The organism is Marinobacter sp. C7, from assembly GCF_022343555.1.
Classification (GTDB): domain Bacteria; phylum Pseudomonadota; class Gammaproteobacteria; order Pseudomonadales; family Oleiphilaceae; genus Marinobacter.
Genome location: NZ_JAKQZH010000001.1, coordinates 1,221,556 through 1,244,528, shown reverse-complemented (window position 1 = coordinate 1,244,528; position 22,973 = coordinate 1,221,556). Strand labels below are relative to the sequence as shown.

Genomic DNA, 22,973 nt, shown 5'->3' with positions numbered 1-22,973 from the left:
CCGGACGGCACAATCCAAGCCACGAGGTAGTTTATGTTCACAGGTATTGTCCAGGGCATCGCCACCATTGATGAGATCACGTCCCTTCCGGGCCTGAGCACACTGGCTGTTCGGTTTCCCGAGGAGAAAGTCGACGGTGTGACAATAGGTGCCTCCGTGGCCATCAATGGCACCTGCCTGACGGTAACCCGCCAGGAGGGCAGCACCCTGTACTTCGACGCAATGCAGGAAACCCTCCGACTGACCACCCTGGGGGACCTGGAATCCGGCGACACGGTGAACTTCGAACGGGCCGCCCGCATCGGCGACGAGATCGGTGGCCATCTCCTCTCCGGGCATGTACATACCACTGCCCGGATCGTGGAAATCGAGCGCCCGGAGAACAACGTCACGATCTGGTTTGAGGTGCCGGACGAATGGATCCGTTACATCTTTCCCAAGGGCTACATTGCCATCAATGGCGCCAGCCTGACCATCGGCGAGGTCCGGGATAACCGGTTCAACGTGCACCTTATTCCGGAAACCCTCAGGGCCACCACGTTCGGCACGGCGGAGACCGGGGACCGGGTCAATATCGAGATCGACAGCCAGACCCAGACCATTGTCGACACCCTGGCACGTCTGGGTTACGACCGCCCGGCCTGAAACACCACGAATTTCGGGTCGGCAGCGAGCTGATGCACCGTTGAGAAATCCCGGCGAAGAGAGCGGTGATAGCCCAGATGGCGGTTGCCCACCATCAGCAGGCGACCGCCGGGGGCAAGGTGGCGAGCAGTCTCTCGGAAAAGTCTCAGGGCGATATGATCCCCTACGACGCCGCCCTCATGAAACGGCGGATTGAGCAGGATCAGGTCAAACTGCGCGGCGGCCTCAGGAATACCATCTGCATGACGGAAGGCCGCTTTCGCCCCCGGGAATGCGCGACTGACATTGTGTTCGGCGCTCAGCACTGCCTGGCTGGAGACATCTGTGAAGGTCAGGGTCACCTCCGGTTGCGCAGACAGAGCCTGAAGTCCGAGCACACCATTGCCGCAGGCGAGGTCCAGTACCCGGGCGCCGGTCTCGAGCGACGCCACCGCCTCGGCGATGTACGGCAGCAGCAGACGGGTGCCGATATCCAGCTTCTCCCGCGCGAACACGGCTGGCAGGGCCTCCACCCGGATACCGTTGTCCAGCGTGTAGCCTCGCCATAGCCCGGACCAGTCCTCAATACCAGCCTCGCCCCGGCGACAGATCACGACCCGCGCCTTCTTGCGGGCGGGCAGGACCTGCTCGGTCACCACTGCCTCCGCAAAGACATCGACGCTGCGATCCGGGAGGTGTTTGATCATGCCACCAGCCAGAATCCTGCCTTTTTCGGACAGCACCCCGTTCACCCAGCGCAGTAGCCACGCCAGATAATCCGCCTGGCGGGGAATCCGCAGAACCACCAGGTCAAACGGCCCTTCCGGCGGGCGCTGCCAACTGGCAGGCCGGGGGATACTGGTAATCCGGGAATTCCCCCGGGCATTCAGGGACAGGGCGCCGTTCAGACCGGCATTGTCTGCCACGAGCTCCGGGCCGTATCTGGCGAGCCCCAGGGACAGGGCGCCGAACTGATCATCCACCACCAGCACTCTACCCTGTGGTTCTTCCTGCAGCACCGTGTCGGCCGTCTCCAGCAACAGCTCGTCGGCCGCATCCCAGGCCCTCAGTGACTTGTCTCCGCCGCCTGGGCGAACCAGCGAGAGCGGGCCGTCGGGTGTTTGAAGCATTGAGCTTGTCATTTCAGGCTTTCCGGGGGAGGCGTTTCATCAGGGCGCACATTCTAGGCTGTTTATTCTAGAAATTAACCCTAAAGTTCGGGGAGTACATGCAATTCACCTTTGCCCCTCACCCCAGGGGCTTTTTTTTGCCTTCAGCGGCGTAATGCCCGATAGACGGTAAACCGGCGGGTTTGCTCCAGCCGCTCGACACTGCCGACATGGCGGCGAATCAGCTCTTCATAGGGCAGGAAGGTGTTGGCAACCAGCCGCAACTCTCCGCCCGGTTCCAGATGGGCTGCCACCTCTCTGAGAAAGCGCTCGGTCATGGAGGTGTCGGTTCGGACACCGGTATGAAAGGGCGGATTGGTGATGATGGCGGGCCATTTTCCCTGTACACCCGACAGACCATCGGATGCCTGGATGCCTCCCGCACAGCCGTTGCGCTCGTAGGTTGCCCTGGCACAGATCACCGCCTGGGACTGCACATCCACGCCATCGACCCGGGCAGGCACCTGACCGGATTGTTGCTGCCAGCGCTGAAGCCAGCTGCCGATCACCCCGGCACCGCAGGCAAAATCCAGCACCCGCTCAGCGTTGACGGGGACCCGCGCCAAACTGTCCAGCAACAGGGCCGTCCCCTCATCCAGTTCACCGAGACTGAAAATTCCCGGCAAGCCGGCCACATCGATACTCACACCGGCATGGACCACGGACGTCCAGTCCAGCCAGTCCGCCAGGCGGAATTCCGTGGCCGGCTCTGCAACGTCTGCACTCCACACCTGGCAATGGCGTGCGCTGTCCACCTTGCCCGCATCCGGCAATCTGGCCCTGAGCTGCTTGACGGCGCCGGCGATGCCTTCCTTTTTCTCGCCAACCAGTACCAGCCTCGCTCCGGCCCTGGCGAGCCACAACGCCAGCGCCAGGCGCAGGTCCAGTTCAGCCCGCGCCTTGGGCAGGAAAACCACCAGAGTGTCACAGCTTTTGGCGTGAAGCCCCGGATCGTCATATCCGAAGCAAGCCTGCCAGCCAGGCATTCGACTCAAAGCGGCGTAAACGCCGGCATGCTCGCTCATAGCAAGACCACCTTCTCCCAGCATGGGAAGAAGACCGGGATCGGTTACCCCGATCAGGCCAACGGCGCCGTCCAGCAGGTCTCGATTACGAAGCAGTGCCTCGTGGGAATTGGGAAGAGCAGACATGAAGCGATCAGGCCAGCTTTTCGCGACCGGCGCGGACCGGGCGCTGCACCAGCTCCTCGACCGCATTCTGCCGGACTCGCTCCCGCTCCTCGTCATTGGAAATGGACAGGCCCATGTCCCGGAGCAGACCATCAGCCACGTCGTAGACAAAGCCGTGAACGGTCAGAGGCTGGCCTCGTCGCCAGGCTTCCTGGACGATGTTGTTCTGGCAGACGTGGCCGACCTGTTCCACCACATTCAGCTCACACAGACGATCAACCCGGTCCTGCTCGCTCGGGATGGCATCCAGGATGGCCTGATGACGGTCGCGCACGTCCTGGACATGGCGCAGCCAGTTACTGATCAGGCCAAAGCCCTCATTCAACAAGGCCGCACGCACACCACCGCAGCCGTAATGGCCGACCACGAGAACGTGCTTCACCTTGAGCACCTCGATGGCAAACTGCAGGACCGACAGGCAGTTGAAGTCGGTGTGCACCACCACGTTGGCCACATTCCGGTGAACGAAGAGCTCACCGGGCAGCAGATCCACGATCTGGTTTGCCGGCACCCGGCTGTCGGCACAGCCGATCCACAGGTATTCCGGCGCCTGCTGATTCGACAGGCGGTCGAAGAACTTGGGATCGACAGCCTTGATGCCGTTTGCCCAGGCCCGGTTCTTGTCCAGCAGATGGTCTAGCTGCCCCATTCAAACAACTCCCGTGTGTTCCAAAAGTGCCGGAATTGAAAGCGAATCACTGTCAAAACGCAATACTCAGTTGGTCTCAACACCCACTTCACCCTGGGGCTGGTGGATCGTACTCTGGGCAAGGTCCAGCAATTCCCGCAACGCAACGGAGAACATGGCGTACTCGGGCTCCCGGGCATTCTTGAGCTCGGACAGCATGGATTTCCACCGTGTGATCAGGTGCGAATGCTGCGCCAGCCAGTTTTCCACACATTCGGGGACATGTGCAGGGTTCTCCGCCAGTTTCAGCACCCCGGTCGTCAGGGCCCGCTGCTGCCAGTCCAGATCTTCCCGGAAGCTTTCACGGGCCAAGGCTTCCCAGTGGGACACGGGCTGAAGCCGGGCAATCGCCGTGGCAAACCAGGTGAGATCGAGCCGGTCACCAAGCTCGAAATAGAGGTTGGCCACAGTCTTCAGGGGCATGCCCGTCGCTTCCTTGGCCTCAATAATGCCCAGCGAAGAGTACAGATAACCGGTCCCGGAAACCACAGATGCCAGCTCCTTGGGCAAACCAGCATCGACCAGCTCCGAGTGGCGTTTCTCCCAGGACTGGCGCGCCTGCTCGCCAAGATAGTCCGGCAGGCCGGCGGTAATGGCCCAGACGCTGTCGGCAAAGCGCTCCATGTGACTCTGGATGCTAAGCTCCGCCCGGCGGTTGCGCAGCAGCCACCGCACCGACCGGCGCATCAGGCGCATCAGGTCCTGCATCAGCTCCATTTGCAGGCGGGCCGGAATGTGGAAGTCCAGCGCCTCGATCCTGTCCCACCAGTTGTCGATTCGGAACACATCCCGGGCGATGATCCATGCCAGGGCGATCGATGCCGCATCCGCACCGGTAGACTGGTTCAGGCGCTCCACAAAGGTGATGCCCATGTGATTGACCATGTCGTTGGCAATCTGCGTGGCGATGATTTCCCGCCGAAGCTGGTGCTCGCCCAGCTCGGAACGGAACTGCTGCGTCAACGCCCGCGGGAAGACCTTGTACATCTCGCCGGCCAATAAAGGTTCGTCGGGCAACGTGCTGTCGATCAGGATCTGCTTGAGATCCCCTTTCACATAGGAAATAAGCACCGACAATTCCGGGCGGGTCAGCCCCTTCTTGTCGAGTTTACGCTCGGACAGGGTCTCGTCATCCGGCAGGAACTCCAGAGCCCGGTTGAGCTTGCCTTCGCTCTCGAAGGTGTTCATCAGCCGGCGGTATTCCTCGAGGCGGGTGGCGGCGTCCTCGCTGGCGATACTGATGGCCTGGGTCTGACGATAGTTGTTTTTCAGTACCAGCTCGGCGACATCGTCGGTCATTTCCTCAAGCATCACATTCCGTTGCTTTTCGGTAAGATCGCCAACGGCCACGGCCCGGTTGAGCAGGATCTTCATGTTGACCTCGTGGTCCGAGCAATCCACGCCGCCAGAGTTGTCGATGAAGTCCGTATTCAACCGGCCGCCCTTGAGGGCGTACTCGATCCGTCCCAACTGGGTCAGGCCCAGGTTTCCACCCTCACCGACCACCTTGCAGCGCAGCTCGGAGCCGTTGATCCTCAGGCCGTCGTTGGCCTTGTCACCAACGTCCGCGTTGGATTCGGCGCTGCCCTTGACGTAGGTACCGATACCGCCCACCCAGAGCAGATCCACCTGGGCCTTGAGGATATGGGAAATCAGCATGTTGGGCGGCACCCGGTCGGCCTTGATGCCCAACAGTTTTTTCATTTCCGGGCTGACCGGAATGGACTTGGCGTTCCGGCTGAAAACGCCGCCGCCCTTGGAGATCAGCTTGGTATCGTAATCGGTCCAGGCTGACCTCGGCATTTCGAACAAACGTTTGCGCTCTCGATAACTGGCTTCCGGATCCGGATCGGGGTCGACGAAGATATGGATATGGTTAAAGGCGGCAACCAGCCGCGCTTTCTCCGAGCACAGCATGCCGTTGCCGAACACGTCGCCACCCATGTCGCCGATGCCGATGGCGGTGAACTCATCCAGCGCGGGGTTGATGCCCATCTCACGGAAGTGGCGCTCCACCGAAACCCAGGCGCCCCGGGCGGTGATGCCCATCTTCTTGTGGTCGTAACCGTTGCTGCCGCCGGAAGCGAAGGCATCGCCCATCCAGAAACCGTATTCCGCCGCCAGACCATTGGCGATATCGGAGAAGGTGGCGGTACCCTTGTCTGCGGCAACCACCAGGTAGTGATCATCGTCGTCGTGCCGGACCACCCGGTCCGGCGGCTGGATACCCGAGTCCACCAGGTTATCGGTGATGTCCAGCAGGCCGCGGATAAAGGTCTTGTAGGCCTCGATACCCTCGGCCTGGAAAGCCTCCCGGTCGGAGGGATCCGGCAGGCGCTTGGCCACGAACCCACCCTTCGCACCAACCGGCACGATTACCGCGTTCTTGACCTGTTGCGCCTTGACCAGTCCCAGGATCTCGGTGCGGTAGTCCTCGAACCGGTCGGACCAGCGCAGACCGCCCCTGGCAACCTTGCCACCGCGCAGATGCACACCCTCCACTCTCGGCGAGTACACGAAGATCTCGAACATCGGCAGCGGCAGCGGCATGTCCGGAATACGGGACGGGTCAAACTTCAAACTGATGTAGGACTTGGGCTCGGCGTCACCATCGAGCTGATAGTAGTTGGTGCGCAGGGTGGCCTGCATCAGTTCCATGTACAGGCGCAGGACGCGGTCCTCGCTCAGATTTTCGACTTCGTCCAGGCCAGCGTTGAACTCGATCTCCAGCTTTTGCTGGGCCGCCTCGCTCTTGCCCTTGCTCTGCTGGCGCTCCGGATTGAAGCGGGTATCGAACAGATCCAGCAGGGTCCGGGCCAACTGGACATGATTGACCAGCGTGTTGGAGATGAAGGTCTGACTGTTCGAGAACCGGATCTGGCGCATGTAACGGGCGTAGGTTCGCAGCAGTGCGATCTCCCGCCAGCTCATGTAGGACGACAGCAACAGCCGGTTGAACGCATCGTTCTCCGCCTCGCCGTGCCAGACGCGGCGGAACAGTTCCTCGAAGATCGGCCGGATGCGGTGGATATCCACCACATTCCCGGTGTACGCCTGCAGGGTGAAATCGTGAATCCAGACCGATTTGCCATGGCGGTCCTGGACTTCAAACGGATGTTCCCCGATGACCCGGAACCCAAGGTTATCGAAAATCGGCATTACGTCCGACAACGGCAGGGGTTCGTCCGGGTAGAACAGCTTGAAGTGCAGAGTGGTCTCGTCCTCCTCCAGCGCCCGGTAAAAACTCATGGCCAGGTCGTCGCGATCCGCGGCGGCGACGATATGTTCCAGATCGATGGCGGCCCGGCGCGGTGAGAACATATCGGTGTAGCTGGCCGGGAACCCGCCGGACCAGAGCCGGTAGAACTCGTTGCCGCGCTCCTCCCCGTACGCCTCGCTGAGTGCTTCGTAAAGACCGTCCCGCCAAGACTGGGCAAGGTCGATCACCTTTTCGCGGATCTCGGCTATTGGCAGCTGGCGGTTTTCCACCTGCGGCACCCGGATGGTGAACTGCACCCGCGCCAGGACCGACTCCGAGAAGTGGGTTACAAACTCGATGTCCTCGGCTTCCAGGGTCTCGAACAACACCCGCTCCACCTTCAGGCGAAGCTCGGTGTTGTAGATATCCCTTGGGAAGAACGCCAGGCAGGTGACGAACTGACCGTAGACATCCTCGCGCATGAACAGCTCGATGCGGCGACGCTCCTGGATATAGAGGATATTCTTGGCCACCCGGAGCAGCTCATCTGCCTCGATCTGGAACAGTTCGTCCCGGGGATAGAGCGTCAGGATCTGCTCCAGCTCCTTGCCGGCGTAATCGTCCCGCAGGAAACCGGAGCGCTTCATCACACTCTGGAACTTGCGGCGCAGCAGCGGGATCTCGTCGGGCCGCTCGTTGTAGACTCTGGCCGTGTACAGACCCAGGAAACGCCGCTCGCCGACCACCTCGCCCTTGTCATTGAATTTCTTGACCGCGATGTAGTCCGGGTACGCCGGGCGGTGTACCCGGGAGCGCTGGGCCGACTTGGCAAAAATGAAGATGTCGTCGGTTCGGGTCATCTCGTGCCGGGTACGCTGGGGCAACTCGTTAAGGCGCACCCTGTCCGGCCGTTCGTTGTTGACCCGGAGGATCCCCAGCTCGGAGTTGGCGACCCGACGGACGACGATGCCGCTCTTGTCCTTCACATAGTCGTATTCATCGTATCCGAGGAACGTGAAATGATCCCCCACCAGCCAGGTGAGGAACTCCCGGGCCTCGTTTTTTTCCTCATCGCTGATTCCGGCGGTGGTGTCATCAAGCTCACCGATAAGCCGGTTGACCTTGTCGGTCACCACCGAGAAATCCGACACCGCAATCCGCACTTCATGCAGCACCGTCTGCAACGTCTCTTCCAGATCCTTCAGGTCAGCCGGATCGCTGTGACGGTCGATTTCCAGAACGATAAACGCTTCGTACTCGGTGCCGGAGCCACCCTTCTTGGTCGAATGCAGCTTCTTGAGCTTGCCGTCCGTGCCCCTGTCCACCCGCAGAATCGAATGCTGAATGGAGTGGGTACCGATTTCCCGCTGGTTGATGGCTATGCGCAGGGAATCGATCAGGAACGGAATGTTCGGATGCAGAATGAAAATGACGGTATGGGTGGACTGCCAGCCATCACTTTCCAGATCCGGGTTAAAGACCGCCACCGGTGTCTCATCGGCACTGCGTTTCTGCAGGAACTGCCAGGCGGCAAGAATGGCACCGTAGGTATCGGAAAAGCGTCGACTCACCAACTCTTCGAGGGGAATGTGCGCGTAGTGCTGTTTTGCAAATTCGCTGATCTTTTTCGCTTCGGTTTTCGCGATCTTCTGGGAAAACGCCTCAGCGAGCTGCTCAAAAAACTGTTCCTTGCTGGCCACAGTCAGCGCGTTCATGATTTACCTCTGGTCAGTGTGAAATAAACGTAATCGACGTACTGTCACATAAGCATAGTCAAACCCTTGATTTTTGCCGTCCAGATGCGAAAACTGCGGCAACTACTTACGAACAATACGGTTCCTTGACGGGACATGGATAAGGGAGCAGTTACATCCAATGTCACTACAGCATACGTTCGGGGAGTTACGGTCTCAGTTAGCCAAAAGGATTATTGGCCAGGAAAAGCTGGTGGACCGGCTGCTCATTGCCTTGCTGGCCGATGGCCACCTGCTGGTGGAAGGCGCGCCCGGGTTGGCCAAGACCACTGCCATCAAGGCCCTGGCCGAGCACCTGGAGGGGGACTTCCACCGGATCCAGTTCACCCCGGACCTGCTACCGTCGGATGTAACCGGCAGTGAGATCTACCGGGCCGAAACCGGGCAGTTCGAATTCCAGAAGGGGCCCATTTTCCACAACCTGGTCCTGGCCGATGAAATCAACCGCGCCCCCGCCAAGGTTCAATCCGCCTTGCTCGAAGCCATGGGTGAGCGGCAGGTGAGCGTCGGCCTGAAAACCTTTCCGCTGGACAAGCTGTTCCTGGTGATGGCCACTCAGAATCCCATAGAACAGGAAGGCACCTACCCACTGCCGGAAGCCCAGCTGGACCGTTTCCTGATGCATGTGGTCATCGATTACCCTTCCGCCGAAGCCGAAAAAGAGATCCTTCACCTTGCCAGGAACGATTACCGCGAGGGGCTGCCCCGGGTGGAAACCCGGATCAGCGCAGAGCAGGTGTTTCAAGCCCGCGCCGAGGCGGCAGACATCTACATGGCAGAGCCCGTAGAGCAGTACCTGCTGGCGCTGGTGCTGGCAACACGGGATGCCGCCAGCCTGGATCCCGAACTGGCCCGGTGGACCGCTTTTGGCGCAAGCCCGAGGGGCACCATTGCCCTGGACCGCTGCGCCCGTGCCAATGCCTGGCTTGAGGGTCGCGACTATGTCACACCGGACGATGTCCGGGCCATGGCCTTTGATGTGCTCCGGCACAGGATCCTGCTGACGTTCGAGGCGGAAGCCGAGGGCATGACTCCTGACACCGTGATCGAACGACTGATCGACCGGGTTCCGGTGGCCGCTTGAGGTTTCATTATTCCCTGCAAGTCCTGACACCATGGTAAACAGCCAAGCCACAACCCACATCAGCCTGCCCGACCTGATCCGGCTGCAGGCCGATGCCCGGGCCCTCAAGCTGCCTTCGGCCCGCCCCGTGCGCTCCCGGCAGGCAGGACTGCAGCGCTCGCCCCAGCGAGGGCGCGGCATGGCCTTTGCCGAGGTGCGCCAGTACCAGCCAGGCGATGACATCCGCAGCATCGACTGGCGCGTGACCGCCCGGCGCCAGTCCCCGCACACCAAACTGTACGAAGAGGAGCGGGAGCGTCCGGTGCTGCTGCTGTGCGATCTGGGCCCCAGTCTGTTTTTTGCCAGTACCGGGGCATACAAGCAGGTCCGTTGTGCCGAGATCGCCGCGATCCTGTCCTGGCTCGCGCTCTGGGCCGGCGATCAGGTCGGCGGCATCGTCTTCAACGGCCAGCAACTGGAGGTCCTGCGTCCGGCCCGGCGCAAGAAATCGGTATTGCGTTTACTGGACACCCTCGCCGATCAACAACACAAACCCGATCGGCACGGCCGGCTCCCGGCGACAGGCATGGAGACCGGCCCCTGGCTGGATCAGGCCCTGACCGAAGCACGACGGGTGGTCCACACCGGCAGCCGCATTTTTATCCTGAGCGACTTTCTGCAGATCTCCGATGACACGTCGTCCCTGCTCGGCGCCCTCGCCCGTCACAACGTCGTCAACGCACTCCGGATCGTCGACCCGCTGGAGCAGCACTTACCACAGAGCGGGCGGTTTGCCGTCGCCGGCCCTGACGGCCCGATCTGGTTCGACGCCGGCAATCCGCGTTTCCAGAAGGCGTGGCGTGAGCGCATTGAAGCCCATGAGTCGCGCCTCGCCGACTGTTTCCGAACCGCCGGGGTGGTCTCTGCCACGGTCTCGACCGGCGATGATCCCGGGGCGATCCTGAAATCCCTGCTGGGTCCCAGGGGGCAGATCGGATGAACCCGCAGGATCCCCTGAGCCAGCTGCGCGATATCCATCTGCCCGACACCGGTGGTTTCTGGCCTCCGGCGCCGGGCTGGTGGGTACTCGCCACACTTGCCCTGATTGCCCTGGTCCTGCTGGTGGTGGCAATGCAGCGCAAACGGCGCCGAAACCGCTGGCGCAGGCTGGCAAACCGTGCCCTGGAAGATCTGGCACAAAATGCCGAAGCAACGCCGGCCTGGTTTGCGCGGCTGAACACCCTGCTCAAACAGGCTGCGAGAGAATGTCATCCGGACAGCCATCCCGAGGCGCTGAGTGGGAACGCGTGGGTGGACTTTCTGGTCGATACCGCCCCGGGTGACCAATATGACCGGCGGCAACTGCTTGAAAACATGGTCCGGGCAGCCTGGCAGCCCGATGTGCGGGCCAACCCCGATGCCGCCCTTCAGTTTGCCCGACACTGGCTGGGGGGACAGAAATGCTGAGTCTCGCCTATCCCTGGGTTCTCGTATTCGTCCTGATGCCGCTGTTGATGCAATGGCGCCGCCCTGCCCGCAGTCAGGTCGATGCACCGGTGCTGCCCACCGGCCATTGGCTATCGGGCTTGCCCGGCGTCAGTCACCAGGGCAACGCCACCCCCTGGTGGCGCAAAGTCCTGCTCGGCCTGCTATGGCTGTTGCTGGTCCTCGCGCTGGCGCGACCGCAATACGTCGGCGAACAGGTGCAACTGCCGGTCACCGGCCGGGATCTCATGCTGGTGGTGGATATTTCCCCGTCCATGGACGAACGGGACATGGTCATCCAGGGCCGCAGCATCAACCGGCTCCAGGCGGTCAAACACGTGCTGAACGATTTCATCTCCCGGCGCAAGGGCGACCGCCTCGGATTGATCCTGTTCGGAACCGAGCCCTACGTCCAGGCGCCACTGACCTTCGATCTGGAAACCGTACGCGCGCTGATGGTTGAGTCGGGACTGGGCATGGCCGGCCGGGCGACGGCTATCGGGGATGCCATCGGCCTGGCGGTCAAACGCCTCCGGGAGCGCCCCCAGGAGCAGCGGGTCGCCGTGTTGCTGACCGACGGTGCCAACACGGCGGGAGAAATCAGCCCGGACAAGGCCACCGAAATTGCTGCGGCCGCCGGGGTTCGCCTCTACACCATCGGAATCGGGGCAGACACCATGGTTCAGCGCGGCCTGCTCGGCTCGCGCCGGGTCAACCCGTCCCGGGACCTGGACGAGGGTCTGCTCACCCGGATGGCCCAGGCAACCGGTGGCCAGTATTTCCGGGCACGCAGCCTGCCGGAGCTGGAAATGATCTATGAAAGCATCAACCAGCTGGAATCCATCGAACTCGAGGGCAAGCACTACCGCCCGGTAACCGAACTGTTTGTCTGGCCGGCCGGCATCGCTGCAGGTATCTGGCTGATGCTCGTTGCGGTACAAACTGCCGCAAGACGACGCCAATCACGGGCTGAACCGCAGGGAGGGCAGTCCCATGGCTGATTTCCACTTCCTTCGCCCGCTCTGGTTACTGCTGCTCCTGACGCTACCACTGATCATTATGGCGGTTCGCAACGCGGGCCATGGGGAAAGCGGCTGGGCGCGGCTGATTCCCGCCCCCCTGCTGTCACCGCTGATCCGGTCGCCGGGGCAGCAGAGCGGCAGGGGCGGCTCTCCGGCGGGACCGATAAGCCTGGCCGTGGTCCTGCTGAGTCTCGCCCTCGCCGGCCCTGCCTGGCGGGAAGCGCCCACTCCCCTGAAACAACCGAGCGACAGCCTGGTCATGGCGCTGGACCTGTCACTGTCGATGCTGGCCGCGGATGTGGAACCGGACCGACTGACCCGTGCCAAACGCAAGATCCGGGATATCCTCGAGGCCCGGCAAGGCAGCCTGAATGCTTTGGTGGTCTACGCGGCCGATGCCCACGTGGTTACGCCGCTGACCGATGATATCCGCACCATCGAGGCCATGCTCAACGTGCTGGACCCGACCATCATGCCGGCCCAGGGCAACCGTGCCGACCTGGCAGTAAGCCGGGCACGGGATCTTCTGCAGCAGGGCGCCCCCGGCAAGGGCCGCATCCTGCTGATTACCGACGACATCCGAAAGCGTTACCAACCCGCCATTACCGAAGCACTGGGCAACACCCCGTACACCCTGAGTACCCTGATGGTTGGCACCGAAGGCGGCGGCCCCATCCCGCTGGCCAAGCGGGGTTTCATGCGGGAAAACGGAGATATTGTGATCACCCGTTCCGATCCCACTGCCCTGGCCACGGTGGCCCGGAACACTGGCGGCTCGTTTCACGCCCTGACCCTGGACAATACCGATATCGAGGCCCTGAAGCTGGAGCCGTCCGCCAGCGACGACTGGCAATCCGCCGAGCAGGAGTTTACGGTCAAGCGCTGGCAGGATGACGGTTACTGGCTGCTCTGGCTGGCGATTCCGCTTGTCCTGCTGGCCTGGCGCCGGGGAGCGTTCACCTTGTTGGTGCTACTCACCCTGCCCCTGATTCCGGAACCTGCCATGGCGATCAGCTGGGGCAACGTCTGGCAACGGGAGGATCAGCGGGCGCCTGAACTCATCCAGGAGGATCCGGAACAGGCCGCCCTCGAGTTGGACAGCCCCGCCTGGCGAGCCCCGGCCCTTTACCGCTCCGGCCAGTACCAACAGGCTGCAGAACTCTACGAAAGCCTCAGTGGGCCCGACGCAGACTACAACCGGGGCAATGCGCTGGCGCGGGCGGGGAAACTCAAACAGGCGCTGGAAGCCTACGAGGAGGCACTGGCACAGGCGCCCGAGATGGAGGATGCCCGCCACAACCGGGACCTGGTGAGGCAATTACTCGACCTGCAACAGCAGCAGAATCAGCAGGGCCAGGATGACAGCCAACAGCAGCAGAGTCCCGAATCCGAGGGCAACAGCCAGGACCAGTCCTCCCAGCAGGGCGGCGATTCCCAAAACGGACAACAGCCTTCACCTGCCGGAGATGATCCATCCGGCCAGTCAGACAGCCGTCGGGAGAACGGACAGGGCGAACAGGAATCCGATCCCGCCGGGTCTCGCCAGGAAGCGCCCTCCGGGCAGCCGGGCGAATCCGGGGGACAGCAGGACGGGCAGCAGGCGCAAGCTCCCGCAGCGATATCGGAAACACCCCTGACCCAGGGCCAGGAGCAATGGCTGCGGCGCATCCCCGACAACCCCGGCGGCCTGTTACGCCGGAAATTCCTGCAGCAGTACCAGGAACGGCAGACACCACCCGACGAGGGCGACACACCATGGTAAAACGGATATTGGCACCGCTGACCGGATTATGGCTTCTGCTGGCCGCGACCTTCCCGGCCGCCGCCGGAGAGCTGTCCGTGGAGCCGGACCGCAAGCAGCTGTATGAGGGCGAAGTCCTGACGGTTACGGTAAAGGGTACGATGGAGCTGGACATCAACCTGAGCAACCTCTTCGAGTTCGATCTCTCCCAGCTACCCGCGCCGGACATCGAAAAGGTCGAACCGGACTTCGAGATACTCGCCCGTAACCAGCAATACAGTATCCGTACGGTTAACAGCCAGATGATCGGAGAGATCACCTGGACCTACCAGCTGGCTCCCACCCGAACCGGCAAACTGACCATTCCCGAACTCACCTTCCGGGATACCACGTCCGAGCCCGTAACGATCGAAGTTCTGTCAGGCACCGCACCGGATCAGGGCCCGCAAGTAAGGGACAGTTTTGTCGAGCTGTCGGCCGACAAGGCGGAGGTCTATGTTCAGGAACAGCTGACCCTGACCGTTCGCCTGTTCTTCACCGGAAACCTCATCCGCGGGGAGCTGTCCGAACCGCAACATCCGGATGCCATTATCGAGAGCCTGGGTAAACAGCAGGAATATACCCGCTACCGGGACGGCGTGCGCTACCGGGTCGTGGAACGGCGTTATGCGGTGTTCCCGCAGAAGACCGGAGAGCTTGACCTACCGCCCATTCGGTTCGAGGGGCAGGCAAGAACCCAGGAAGGCAAGTTGCGGTTCCTGCGGGACAGCGAGGAGTTTTTTGCAGTACCGGTGAAAGAGGTTCCTGCCGGGTACACGGGGGACACCTGGCTCCCCGCCAGTGACCTTTCCCTGGAAGAGAGCGGCCTCCCTCCCTCGCTGGAGGTGGATATGGGCGAAAATCTCACCCGGCGAATCACGCTCAAGGCTCTTGATTTGCCCTCGGAAGCGCTGCCGCCCCTGCCCGGTAACACGCCCGAGGGAATCCGCGCCTATCCCGACCAGCCGGAAAGATCCACCCGGGTGACACCCGACGGCTTGACCTCCTCCCTGGAACAGACCGTCGCGCTGGTACCCGTGCAGGCCGGCGAAATGACCCTGCCGGAAATCCGGGTCACCTGGTGGGATACCGACACCGACCGCCAGCAGGTCGCGGTCATTCCCGCCCGGACCCTGTCGGTTCGAAACACCGGTGCAGCCTCGGAGCCACCCTCCACCGAACCTCCGGAGAACGCCACCTCCACCAACGCCGGTGCCTCCGGCCCCCTGACCGACAAGGCCCCGGAAACAACCGGCTCGGTCTGGCCCTGGGTCAGCCTGGGTCTCGCCATTGCCTGGGGACTCACACTTGCCGGCTGGTGGTGGTCCGGAAAACGTACCCGAAAGACCCGGAAACCGGCCGCACGGCAGCATGGTGAGATCAAAGAGCGCGCCCTGTTTGATGAGCTTGTCATTGCCGCGCGGAAGGGATCGGGAGAAACACCCCGCCAGCTCATTCGGTGGATGCAGCACCGTTATCCGGACCAGCACTTTCACAGCGCCGGGGATGTCGTGGACTTTCTTGGAGATGAAACGCTGAAGACGGAACTTGAACGCCTGCAGGCGGACCTTTTTGCGGCGGAGCGGAACGGCAAACCGGGAACGACAGACCGACAGGCGCTGGTCAGGGTGCTGGAGCAGATACGCCGCAACAAACCACGATCCGGCGACCGGGAGGGCTTACGCCCTCTTTATCCAGGCAATCTGTCCGCCTGACCGGCGCCATCTGTTCGGATCAGTTGGTCAGTTGCTGGTCAATAACGAGCGGGACCGGATCACCGTTTTCTCCGGATACAGCCACGGGCTCATCAACACTGCCCTGCCAGTCACCAGCTTTGGCGGCAACGCTACCGGAACGGCTCAGCCGTGCGGTGACCAGCACCTCGCCGACACCCGAGATCTTCATCTGCGGTGACATGGAGTCACCATCGTCCAGACGCAGCGTGGTCGGCAGGTCGCCGGCCGTCAGGCGAGCCACGGCAAGGGGCGGACCATCAGGATTGCCGGCTTCGCGGGCAAACACGAACAAGGTGGTATCGGCCGGCACCTGCCCCCGGAACGCATCCGCCAGGGACACTTCAACGGTAACACCAGGGCCTCCCGCACCGGCAGGTGCAGCCACTTCAGGCGGTGTTTCGCCCAACCGGCGATAGGCCTCGCTGATGCCACCCTGAATCGATGCGATCTGGGGATGGTCCGGCGCCACGGTCACAATCCGCTCCCAGTATTCGATGGCGTCCCGATACTTCTGCTGACTGAAGGCATTGATACCGAGCAGCCCCAGGGCGTTGACTTCATCCGGATTCAGGGCCCGCGCCTTGTCGATCGCCTCGGTAACCGCCTCGGTCATGGCACCCTGGCTGTCAAAGAACAGGGCCTGGGCGGACAGGCCCAGAGCCACCGCTTCTGCATTCTCGCTGCCTGCCACCTTTGCCAGCTGACGAAATGCCCAAGCTGCCTCCTGATACTGTTCCAGGCGCATATAACTCTGCCCCAGCATGGCCCAGCCCTCAGGGTTATCCGGCGCCGACTCCAGCCGGGCCCGCAACTGCGTCACCAGCTCAGCCATCTGTGCCTGGCGGCCTGAATCGGTCTGCTGCATCTGTTGCATGGCAATGTATTGTTCAACCCGGTCCATGGCGCCCCATTCCTGGTACAGCAGGTAAGCGGCACCGGGCAAGACCAGAATCGAGACCAGTGCCACCGCAATCGCACTCTTGCGCCCGGGCATCGCAACACGGGGCTGTTCCGACTCGGGCACATCGTCGAGCATGGAACCCGCCAGCTCCTCTTTGAGCTGCCGGTAGTTGTCTTCATCAAGAATACCGGCCTCGAACTCGTCATCCAGTTCCTTCATCCGGCTTCGGTAAGCCATCAGGTTCTGGTTACGGATGTCCGCACGGGCACGGGTCCCGGAACGTTGGAACAATACCGGAAAGAAAACGAAAGCCAGGGCGACAATGATCAGTACCGTCGCGGCAATCCAGAAAGTATCGGTCATGGAGTTGTCTTCACTGCGTTGGAAATGGGTTCGCTCGGTTCAGGCCTTTGCTCAGCGGTCACTGGTCTTGTTCTGACCCGCCAGGATCCGTTCTGCACGGGCACGTTCCTCAGGGCTCAGACCCTGGGCCTGCCGCTCGCTACGCCGGGCGCGGATGACCACGCCGGCCACTACCAGCAAGCCGCCAAGGACAGCAATGGCCGGTGTCGCCCACAGCAGGAAGGTCCGGCTGTCCAGCTCCGGCTTGTACCGGACGAATTCCCCGAAACGGGCCACCAGTGCATCCACGATCTCCTCATTACTGGCCCCGGCCTGCATCATCCGATATACCTCGTTCCGCATGTCCTCCGAAATCGGGGCATTGGAATCGGCAATGTTCTGATTCTGACACTTGGGACAACGCAGCTCGGAGATCAGGTTCTGGTAACGCAGCTCCTGCTCGCGACTGTCAAAGTCGTAGACGTCCGCCACTTCCGCCTGGCTGAGGCCCGCGAACAGGGCCAGCAGGGTTGCCAGCACAATACGAGTCATCAGCTGTTACCCCGCGCTTCCCGGATCACCGGCAACAGGGTTTCTTCCCAGACCTTGGGATTGATCACACCAACATGCCGATAACGAACCACTCCGTCGGCATCAATCACGAAGGTTTCCGGTGCTCCATATACTCCGAGATCAAAGCCCAGCGTGCCTTTCGGATCATAGATGGTCGCCCGGTAAGGGTCGCCCAGGCGATCCAGCCAGACCAGGGCATCCTCGCGCTTGTCCTTGTAGTTCAGGCCGAAGATGGGCACGCCCTTTTCCTCCGCCAGCCACATCAGATCATCGTGTTCATCCCGGCAGGACGGACACCAGGTCCCCCAGACATTGAGCAGGGACACCTCCCCACGGAACAGACTGCGGTCCAGCGTAGCCCCGGGATTGTGCAGGTCCGCCAGGGTAAACTCGGGCACCGTCTTGCCGATCAGGGCCGATTCCAGTTTGGTCGGGTCCTTGCCGATTCCGGCAAACAGCACGACACCCAGGACCACAGCCACCAGCAAGGGCAGGAACAACAGGAACCGCTTCATGACAGAGCCTCCGCTTCAACTTTCACAGGCCCTGCGGGAGCTGCATTGCCGGGAACCCGCTCATCTGCGCGATCCCGGATGCGGTAACGCTTGTCGGATATGGCGAGGAAACCGCCGATCGCCATCACCAGGGCACCGAGCCACAGCCAGCGGACCAGGGGCTTGTACTGAAGGCGAATGGCCCAGGCATCATCGGAAATACGCTCACCGATCGCCACGAAGATATCCCGGAAGAGGCCGGCATCAATATCCGCCTCGGTCATCACACTCATGCCGACACTGTACTGACGCTTTTCCGGATGCAGTTCGGCGACCTTCTCGCCGTCGAGCATCACGTCAAAGCCCCCATACTGCGCGGTGAAGTTCTGGCCACGACGCTCACCGATGTCGGTGAACACGAACTGGTAGTCACCCACGGTAGCAACGTCACCAGGGGTCATACGGACATCCCGTTCGATGCCGTAGTTGGACACCACCGTGGCGCCCGCCATGACCATGGCGAGCCCGAGGTGACCGAGCACCATGCCCCAGTAGCTCCGGGACTGGCGCTTCAATCCGTGCAGGCGGCCCTTGCGGGAAGCTGACTTGTCCCACAGGTCCCACAGGGTGGCGACAGTAACCCACATGGCCGTAAACACCCCGGCAAAGGCCCAGGGCCTGAAACCACCGTAGCCGATCATCACGACCGTGCTGGCGACCACGCTGACAGCCAGGGGCCAAAGCAGCTTGCGGCCGAGCCAGCCACCATCGGTCTTCTTCCAGCGGGAGAAGATACCGGCGCCAAGCAACAGACCGGCGGCGACGGCCAACGGGCTGAAGGTCAGGTTGAAGAACGGCTCGCCAATGGAGAGCTTGCCCAGCTCCAGATAATCCAGCACCAGCGGATACAGGGTGCCGATCGCCACCAGCAAGGTCGCCGACACCAGCAGCACGTTATTCAGCAGCAGGAAGATCTCCCGGGACAATGAACCGTAACGGGCGCGGACGTGCACCACGGGAGCCCGGAACGCATACAGCGCCAGACTGGCAATCATGGTGACGGCGAGCAGCATCAGCAGGAACTTGCCCCGCTCCGGATCCGAAGCGAAGGCGTGCACGGAAGTCAGTACGCCGGAACGCACCAGGAAGGTACCAAGCAGACTCAGGGCAAAGGTGACGATGGCCAGCAGTACGGTCCAGCTCTTGAACACACCCCGCTTCTCGGTGACTGCCAGCGAGTGCATCAGTGCCGTGCCGGACAACCATGGGAGCAGTGACGCATTCTCCACCGGATCCCAGAACCACCAGCCGCCCCAACCGAGCTCATAATAGGCCCACCAGCTACCCAGGGCGATGCCGATGGACAGGAACGCCCACGCCACCGTGGTCCAGGGCCTCGACCAGCGCGCCCAAGCGGCATCGAGGCGGCCATTGATCAGGGCAGCGATGGCAAAAGCAAATGCCACGGAGAAACCGACGTATCCCATGTATAGCATCGGAGGATGCATGATCAGACCGATGTCCTGAAGCAGCGGATTGAGGTCGGCACCATCGGCGGGCACATTCGGGAGCAGCCGGTCGAAGGGGTTGGAGGTCACGATGATGAACAAGAGGAAGCCGACACTGACCATACCCAGCACCGACAGCACCTGGGAAATCATGACCGAAGGCAGTCGGCGGCTGAAAATTGCCACCGCCAGGGTCCAGCCCGTCAGCATCAGAATCCACAGCAGCAACGAGCCCTCGTGCCCGCCCCAGACCGCGCTGAACTTGTAGAACCAGGGCAGCATGCTATTGCTGTTATTGGCCACGTAGGCGACGGAAAAATCGTCGGTAAGGAAGGCGTGCGTGAGCAGACCAAAGGCCAGTGCAATAAACACAAACATGCCCGAGGCCAGCGGCCGGGCGAATGCCTGGAGGTTGTCCCGGCCGGTCACAGAGCCGACCAGGGGGACAACGGAAAGGAGCACTGCCAGCAACAGCGCGAGAATCAGTGCAAACTGTCCGAGTTCCGGAAACATCAGAATCCCCTATTCAGGCTGGGAGTTTCGATCAATAAGATTCTGGCTGGGCCGTCTCGCCCGCCTTGTTCTGTCCCTTGGAGGCTTTCTCCAGGGCGTCAGCCACCTCCGGCGGCATGTAATTCTCATCGTGCTTTGCCAGCACCTGGTCCGCCACGAACCGGCCCCGACCGTTGATCTTGCCCATGGCGACCACACCCTGCCCCTCGGCAAACAGGTCCGGCAGGATACCGACATATTCCACCGGCACCGAGGCGTTGAAATCGGTGACCCGGAAGACAACCTTCAGACTTTCCGGATCACGAACCACGGAGCCTTCCTCCACCATTCCGCCCGCGCGGATCCGCACATCAACGGGGGCCTCACCCGCGGCAATCTGCGACGGATCATAGAACAGGTTGATGTTCTGGCGCAGGGCGTAGGTGGTCAGCCCCACCGCAACACCAATTCCAACGAGGAGAAAGAGAACAATGGTCAGCCGTTTTTTACGGATCGGGTTCATGCGAAACCTGCTTGTCAGTCCTGGGAAACTTCAACTCGGGTGAACGTGGCCGCGGGCCGGGCTGCCCGCTGCTGGCCACGCTCCTGCCGTTCATAATTCCTGCGACAGGCCGCCATCGTTGCGCTGCGCCGACGCCGCGACCAGGCCATCAGCCCGACCATCAATACGAAAAACACGCCGTAACAGGTCCACACATAGGGGCCATGGCCTTCCATGGCGATAAAAGCGGAGAAAGAATCAAAAGCCATGGATCAGAACCTCCCCGCCATCACGAGATCTTTTACCCACCGGGTTCGCTGTTCGCGCACGAGGATTTCCGTCTGCATCCGGAGGCAGGCCAGCCAGCCGAAAATCAGGTACAGGCCGAGGACTGCGAGCAGAAGCGGGACCCACATCTCCGCGGGCATGGAGGGCTTTTCTGTCAGTTTGAAGGTGGCGGGCTGGTGCAGTGTGTTCCACCATTCCACCGAGTATTTGATGATGGGAATATTGACCACGCCTACGAGAACCAGCACGGCCACGGCACGGGCGGCAGACTTTTCATCATTGATAGCCCGATCCAGGGCGATCACCCCGCCATAGAGGAACAGCAGGATCAACATGGACGTCAGCCGGGCATCCCAGATCCACCAGGTGCCCCAAGTGGGCTTGCCCCAGACCGCGCCGGTAAACAGGGCCAGGAATGTCAGCACCAGTCCCACGGGAGCGACTGCCTTCACGAACACATCTGCCAGTTTCATGCGCCAGACCAGGGTAACAACGGCAGCCACCGCCATCATGATGTACACGGACTGGGCCAGGAACGCCGTTGGTACGTGAATAAAGATAATCCGGTAGCTGTTGCCTTGCAGATAGTCCTTCGGAGCGAAGGCCAGCCCCCAGACGATGCCTGCCAGCAACAGCAGCACACCTGCGACCAGCAGCCAGGGCATCAGACGGGTCGCAATCCCGTAGAACCATTTTGGGGAGCCCAGCTTATGAAAAAATTGCCACATCGATTGGTACCCGTTAACCCGTTAGCTATTGGACATACTGATTTTCAACGCTGATGCCGAAGCAAACGGAGCCAGCGTCAGTGCCAGCACCAGGAATGCACCCATCAGTGCCAGGTAAGCCCCCACCGGGGCACCTTCCGAAGCCGCAGCCACTGTGCCGGTGCCGAAAATCAGCACCGGAATGTACAGCGGAATGATCAGCAGGGACAAGAGCACGCCCGCCGATCGCAATCCCAGTGTCAACGCCGCACCGATGGAACCGATCAGACTCAGCACAGGCGTACCGATCAGCAGCGTTAGACACAGAATGCCGATAGAGTTCCCCGGCTGATGCACCATAACCCCGAGAACCGGCGTCAGAATCACCAGCGGCAGGCCGGTGAGCATCCAGTGCGCAAGCGTCTTGGCCAGCACCAGCAGGAACAGCGGCTGCGGCTGCAGTACCAGCTGTTCCAGGGTTCCGTCATCAAAGTCGTGGCGGAACAGGTGATCCAGGGACAACAATACCGACAACAATGCTGCCACCCACAGGATACCCGCACCCGACTCTCGCAGGAATGACACTTCCGGGCTAACCCCGAGTGGGAACAGGGTTACCACCATCACAAAAAACAACAGAGGGTTGAGGAGATCCTGGCGCTGCCGGAAAGCGACCTTGATATCACGCATGAACACTGCCTTCATGGCAGCGGCCACGCCGATACTCTCGTTAACCGGCTGCACCCGGACAGGGTTACTCGTCATCGACCTGCCCTCCCCCGAGCACGATCCGCTGCATACCGGGCAGCTGCAGGTTATGGTGGGTCGTGACGACCACCGCGCCACCTTCCGCCGCCCGTTGCTGCAGGAGTGCCTCGATCGCCTTGACGCCATCGGAATCGATCGCCGTGAACACCTCGTCCAGGAGCCAGAGGGGCTCGTCGGCAACCAGCAGCCGAGCCAGCGCCACTCGCCTCTGCTGGCCCGCCGACAGGTTACGGCAGGGCACCTTCTGGAAACCCGCCAGCCCGGTGCCCTCGAGCGCCCGGGACAGAACCTCATCGGATACCGGCCGGCGACCGGCCATCAGCGCCCGGAGGTTTTCCAGGGGCGTGAGCAGCGGCTTGATCCCGGGCCGGTGACCGAGGTAGAGCATGTTACGCAAAAAACTCTCCCGCTGCCCGGCCCTGGGCTGGCCACACCAGTAAAGATCGCCGGACCAGGCGTCGTTGAGGCCGGCGAGGATGCGCAGGAGGGTCGTCTTGCCCGAGCCATTGGGCCCCTCGACACGGGTCACAGTACCGGGCATTACGGAAAAGGAAAGGTCGCGGAACAGTATCCGCTCGTCCCGTTCACACTGGAGATTGACAGCCTGTAGTAACGGCTCAGACATCAGGGCCCCGAATCCAGGCGATGCGCGTTGTTGCGGCACCGGGTGTATTCATGACTGACACGG

Annotated in this window: 20 protein-coding genes; 7 read left to right on the top strand and 13 right to left on the bottom strand. The window is 61.8% G+C overall.

The features are described 5' to 3' along the window. Positions 1-33 precede the first annotated feature (33 nt). Positions 34-645 (top strand): riboflavin synthase subunit alpha, encoded by a 612-nt coding sequence (locus MD273_RS05720; protein WP_239036794.1) that lies wholly within the window; start codon positions 34-36, stop codon positions 643-645. Here the strand turns inward: MD273_RS05720 and MD273_RS05715 are convergent. The 4 genes from MD273_RS05715 to MD273_RS05700 form a co-directional block, all read right to left on the bottom strand. Next, complete coding sequence (locus MD273_RS05715; RefSeq protein ID WP_239036793.1) at positions 627-1,766, bottom strand: class I SAM-dependent methyltransferase; 1,140 nt, start codon at positions 1,764-1,766, stop codon at positions 627-629. The two genes, MD273_RS05720 and MD273_RS05715, sit on opposite strands and share 19 nt — an antisense overlap. 131 nt (positions 1,767-1,897) lie before the next feature. Further along, positions 1,898-2,944 (bottom strand): class I SAM-dependent methyltransferase, encoded by a 1,047-nt coding sequence (locus tag MD273_RS05710; protein WP_239036792.1) that lies wholly within the window; start codon positions 2,942-2,944, stop codon positions 1,898-1,900. Between the two features lie 7 nt (positions 2,945-2,951). Continuing rightward, positions 2,952-3,632, bottom strand: coding sequence for a carbonate dehydratase (can, locus tag MD273_RS05705; RefSeq protein WP_239036791.1), 681 nt, complete (start codon positions 3,630-3,632; stop codon positions 2,952-2,954). Between the two features lie 66 nt (positions 3,633-3,698). Continuing rightward, positions 3,699-8,585, bottom strand: coding sequence for an NAD-glutamate dehydrogenase (locus MD273_RS05700; protein ID WP_239036790.1), 4,887 nt, complete (start codon positions 8,583-8,585; stop codon positions 3,699-3,701). A 160-nt stretch (positions 8,586-8,745) separates the two neighbouring features. On the opposite strand from MD273_RS05700, the gene MD273_RS05695 reads away from it, so the two are divergent. Genes MD273_RS05695 through MD273_RS05670 form a run of 6 tightly spaced genes read left to right on the top strand, consistent with a single transcriptional unit; the run spans position 8,746 to position 15,689 of the window. Further along, entirely contained in the window at positions 8,746-9,708 is a 963-nt protein-coding gene (locus MD273_RS05695) for an AAA family ATPase (RefSeq protein WP_239036789.1), read from the top strand. A 31-nt stretch (positions 9,709-9,739) separates the two neighbouring features. Further along, positions 9,740-10,687, top strand: coding sequence for a DUF58 domain-containing protein (locus tag MD273_RS05690; protein ID WP_239036788.1), 948 nt, complete (start codon positions 9,740-9,742; stop codon positions 10,685-10,687). Beyond that, positions 10,684-11,154: a DUF4381 domain-containing protein gene (locus tag MD273_RS05685; RefSeq protein WP_239036787.1), complete on the top strand. Its 471-nt coding sequence runs from the start codon at positions 10,684-10,686 to the stop codon at positions 11,152-11,154. The genes MD273_RS05690 and MD273_RS05685 overlap by 4 nt, the downstream gene beginning before the upstream one ends. Further along, on the top strand, positions 11,148-12,173 hold the full coding sequence (locus tag MD273_RS05680; protein WP_239036786.1) for a vWA domain-containing protein: 1,026 nt from the start codon (positions 11,148-11,150) through the stop codon (positions 12,171-12,173). Before MD273_RS05685 ends, MD273_RS05680 begins: the two co-directional genes overlap by 7 nt. Next, positions 12,166-13,956: a VWA domain-containing protein gene (locus MD273_RS05675; protein WP_239036785.1), complete on the top strand. Its 1,791-nt coding sequence runs from the start codon at positions 12,166-12,168 to the stop codon at positions 13,954-13,956. The genes MD273_RS05680 and MD273_RS05675 overlap by 8 nt, the downstream gene beginning before the upstream one ends. After that, positions 13,950-15,689: a BatD family protein gene (locus MD273_RS05670; RefSeq protein WP_239036784.1), complete on the top strand. Its 1,740-nt coding sequence runs from the start codon at positions 13,950-13,952 to the stop codon at positions 15,687-15,689. Before MD273_RS05675 ends, MD273_RS05670 begins: the two co-directional genes overlap by 7 nt. A gap of 19 nt (positions 15,690-15,708) precedes the next feature. On the opposite strand, the gene ccmI is transcribed toward MD273_RS05670, so the two are convergent. From ccmI to ccmA, 9 genes are read right to left on the bottom strand one after another with little or no spacing between them, the layout of a single operon-like run. Then, positions 15,709-16,974 carry a c-type cytochrome biogenesis protein CcmI gene (ccmI, locus tag MD273_RS05665; RefSeq protein WP_239036783.1) on the bottom strand — a complete coding sequence of 422 codons (1,266 nt, stop codon included), beginning with the start codon at positions 16,972-16,974 and terminating at the stop codon, positions 15,709-15,711. A 51-nt stretch (positions 16,975-17,025) separates the two neighbouring features. Continuing rightward, a complete protein-coding gene (locus MD273_RS05660) occupies positions 17,026-17,505 on the bottom strand; it encodes a cytochrome c-type biogenesis protein (RefSeq protein WP_239036782.1) in 480 nt (159 codons plus the stop codon). Then, on the bottom strand, positions 17,505-18,041 hold the full coding sequence (locus MD273_RS05655) for a DsbE family thiol:disulfide interchange protein (protein WP_239036781.1): 537 nt from the start codon (positions 18,039-18,041) through the stop codon (positions 17,505-17,507). Before MD273_RS05655 ends, MD273_RS05660 begins: the two co-directional genes overlap by 1 nt. Beyond that, positions 18,038-20,041 (bottom strand): heme lyase CcmF/NrfE family subunit, encoded by a 2,004-nt coding sequence (locus MD273_RS05650; protein WP_239036780.1) that lies wholly within the window; start codon positions 20,039-20,041, stop codon positions 18,038-18,040. Before MD273_RS05650 ends, MD273_RS05655 begins: the two co-directional genes overlap by 4 nt. A gap of 31 nt (positions 20,042-20,072) precedes the next feature. Continuing rightward, positions 20,073-20,543 (bottom strand): cytochrome c maturation protein CcmE, encoded by a 471-nt coding sequence (gene ccmE, locus MD273_RS05645; RefSeq protein WP_239036779.1) that lies wholly within the window; start codon positions 20,541-20,543, stop codon positions 20,073-20,075. Positions 20,544-20,557: 14 nt separating this feature from the next. Then, positions 20,558-20,791, bottom strand: a complete 234-nt coding sequence (gene ccmD, locus MD273_RS05640; protein WP_239036778.1) for a heme exporter protein CcmD — start codon at positions 20,789-20,791, stop codon at positions 20,558-20,560. 3 nt (positions 20,792-20,794) lie between these two features. Further along, positions 20,795-21,538 carry a heme ABC transporter permease CcmC gene (gene ccmC / locus MD273_RS05635; RefSeq protein ID WP_239036777.1) on the bottom strand — a complete coding sequence of 248 codons (744 nt, stop codon included), beginning with the start codon at positions 21,536-21,538 and terminating at the stop codon, positions 20,795-20,797. 21 nt (positions 21,539-21,559) lie between these two features. Then, positions 21,560-22,282 (bottom strand): heme exporter protein CcmB, encoded by a 723-nt coding sequence (ccmB, locus tag MD273_RS05630; protein ID WP_239036776.1) that lies wholly within the window; start codon positions 22,280-22,282, stop codon positions 21,560-21,562. Beyond that, positions 22,272-22,910 (bottom strand): cytochrome c biogenesis heme-transporting ATPase CcmA, encoded by a 639-nt coding sequence (gene ccmA / locus MD273_RS05625; RefSeq protein ID WP_239036775.1) that lies wholly within the window; start codon positions 22,908-22,910, stop codon positions 22,272-22,274. The genes ccmB and ccmA overlap by 11 nt, the downstream gene beginning before the upstream one ends. Between the last annotated feature and the right edge of the window lie 63 nt (positions 22,911-22,973).

Bases quoted from the DNA above. Each gene is read 5' to 3' on its own strand.
- MD273_RS05660 (WP_239036782.1), bottom strand. From the start codon at position 17,505: ATGACTCGTATTGTGCTGGCAACCCTGCTGGCCCTGTTCGCGGGCCTC.
- MD273_RS05675 (WP_239036785.1), top strand. From the start codon at position 12,166: ATGGCTGATTTCCACTTCCTTCGCCCGCTCTGGTTACTGCTGCTCCTG.
- can (WP_239036791.1), bottom strand. From the start codon at position 3,632: ATGGGGCAGCTAGACCATCTGCTGGACAAGAACCGGGCCTGGGCAAAC.
- ccmD (WP_239036778.1), bottom strand. From the start codon at position 20,791: ATGGCTTTTGATTCTTTCTCCGCTTTTATCGCCATGGAAGGCCATGGC.
- MD273_RS05690 (WP_239036788.1), top strand. From the start codon at position 9,740: ATGGTAAACAGCCAAGCCACAACCCACATCAGCCTGCCCGACCTGATC.
- MD273_RS05670 (WP_239036784.1), top strand. From the start codon at position 13,950: ATGGTAAAACGGATATTGGCACCGCTGACCGGATTATGGCTTCTGCTG.
- MD273_RS05655 (WP_239036781.1), bottom strand. From the start codon at position 18,041: ATGAAGCGGTTCCTGTTGTTCCTGCCCTTGCTGGTGGCTGTGGTCCTG.
- MD273_RS05700 (WP_239036790.1), bottom strand. From the start codon at position 8,585: ATGAACGCGCTGACTGTGGCCAGCAAGGAACAGTTTTTTGAGCAGCTC.
- ccmE (WP_239036779.1), bottom strand. From the start codon at position 20,543: ATGAACCCGATCCGTAAAAAACGGCTGACCATTGTTCTCTTTCTCCTC.
- MD273_RS05715 (WP_239036793.1), bottom strand. From the start codon at position 1,766: ATGACAAGCTCAATGCTTCAAACACCCGACGGCCCGCTCTCGCTGGTT.
- MD273_RS05650 (WP_239036780.1), bottom strand. From the start codon at position 20,041: ATGTTTCCGGAACTCGGACAGTTTGCACTGATTCTCGCGCTGTTGCTG.
- ccmI (WP_239036783.1), bottom strand. From the start codon at position 16,974: ATGACCGATACTTTCTGGATTGCCGCGACGGTACTGATCATTGTCGCC.
- ccmB (WP_239036776.1), bottom strand. From the start codon at position 22,282: ATGACGAGTAACCCTGTCCGGGTGCAGCCGGTTAACGAGAGTATCGGC.
- ccmA (WP_239036775.1), bottom strand. From the start codon at position 22,910: ATGTCTGAGCCGTTACTACAGGCTGTCAATCTCCAGTGTGAACGGGAC.
- ccmC (WP_239036777.1), bottom strand. From the start codon at position 21,538: ATGTGGCAATTTTTTCATAAGCTGGGCTCCCCAAAATGGTTCTACGGG.
- MD273_RS05695 (WP_239036789.1), top strand. From the start codon at position 8,746: ATGTCACTACAGCATACGTTCGGGGAGTTACGGTCTCAGTTAGCCAAA.
- MD273_RS05710 (WP_239036792.1), bottom strand. From the start codon at position 2,944: ATGTCTGCTCTTCCCAATTCCCACGAGGCACTGCTTCGTAATCGAGAC.
- MD273_RS05680 (WP_239036786.1), top strand. From the start codon at position 11,148: ATGCTGAGTCTCGCCTATCCCTGGGTTCTCGTATTCGTCCTGATGCCG.
- MD273_RS05720 (WP_239036794.1), top strand. From the start codon at position 34: ATGTTCACAGGTATTGTCCAGGGCATCGCCACCATTGATGAGATCACG.
- MD273_RS05685 (WP_239036787.1), top strand. From the start codon at position 10,684: ATGAACCCGCAGGATCCCCTGAGCCAGCTGCGCGATATCCATCTGCCC.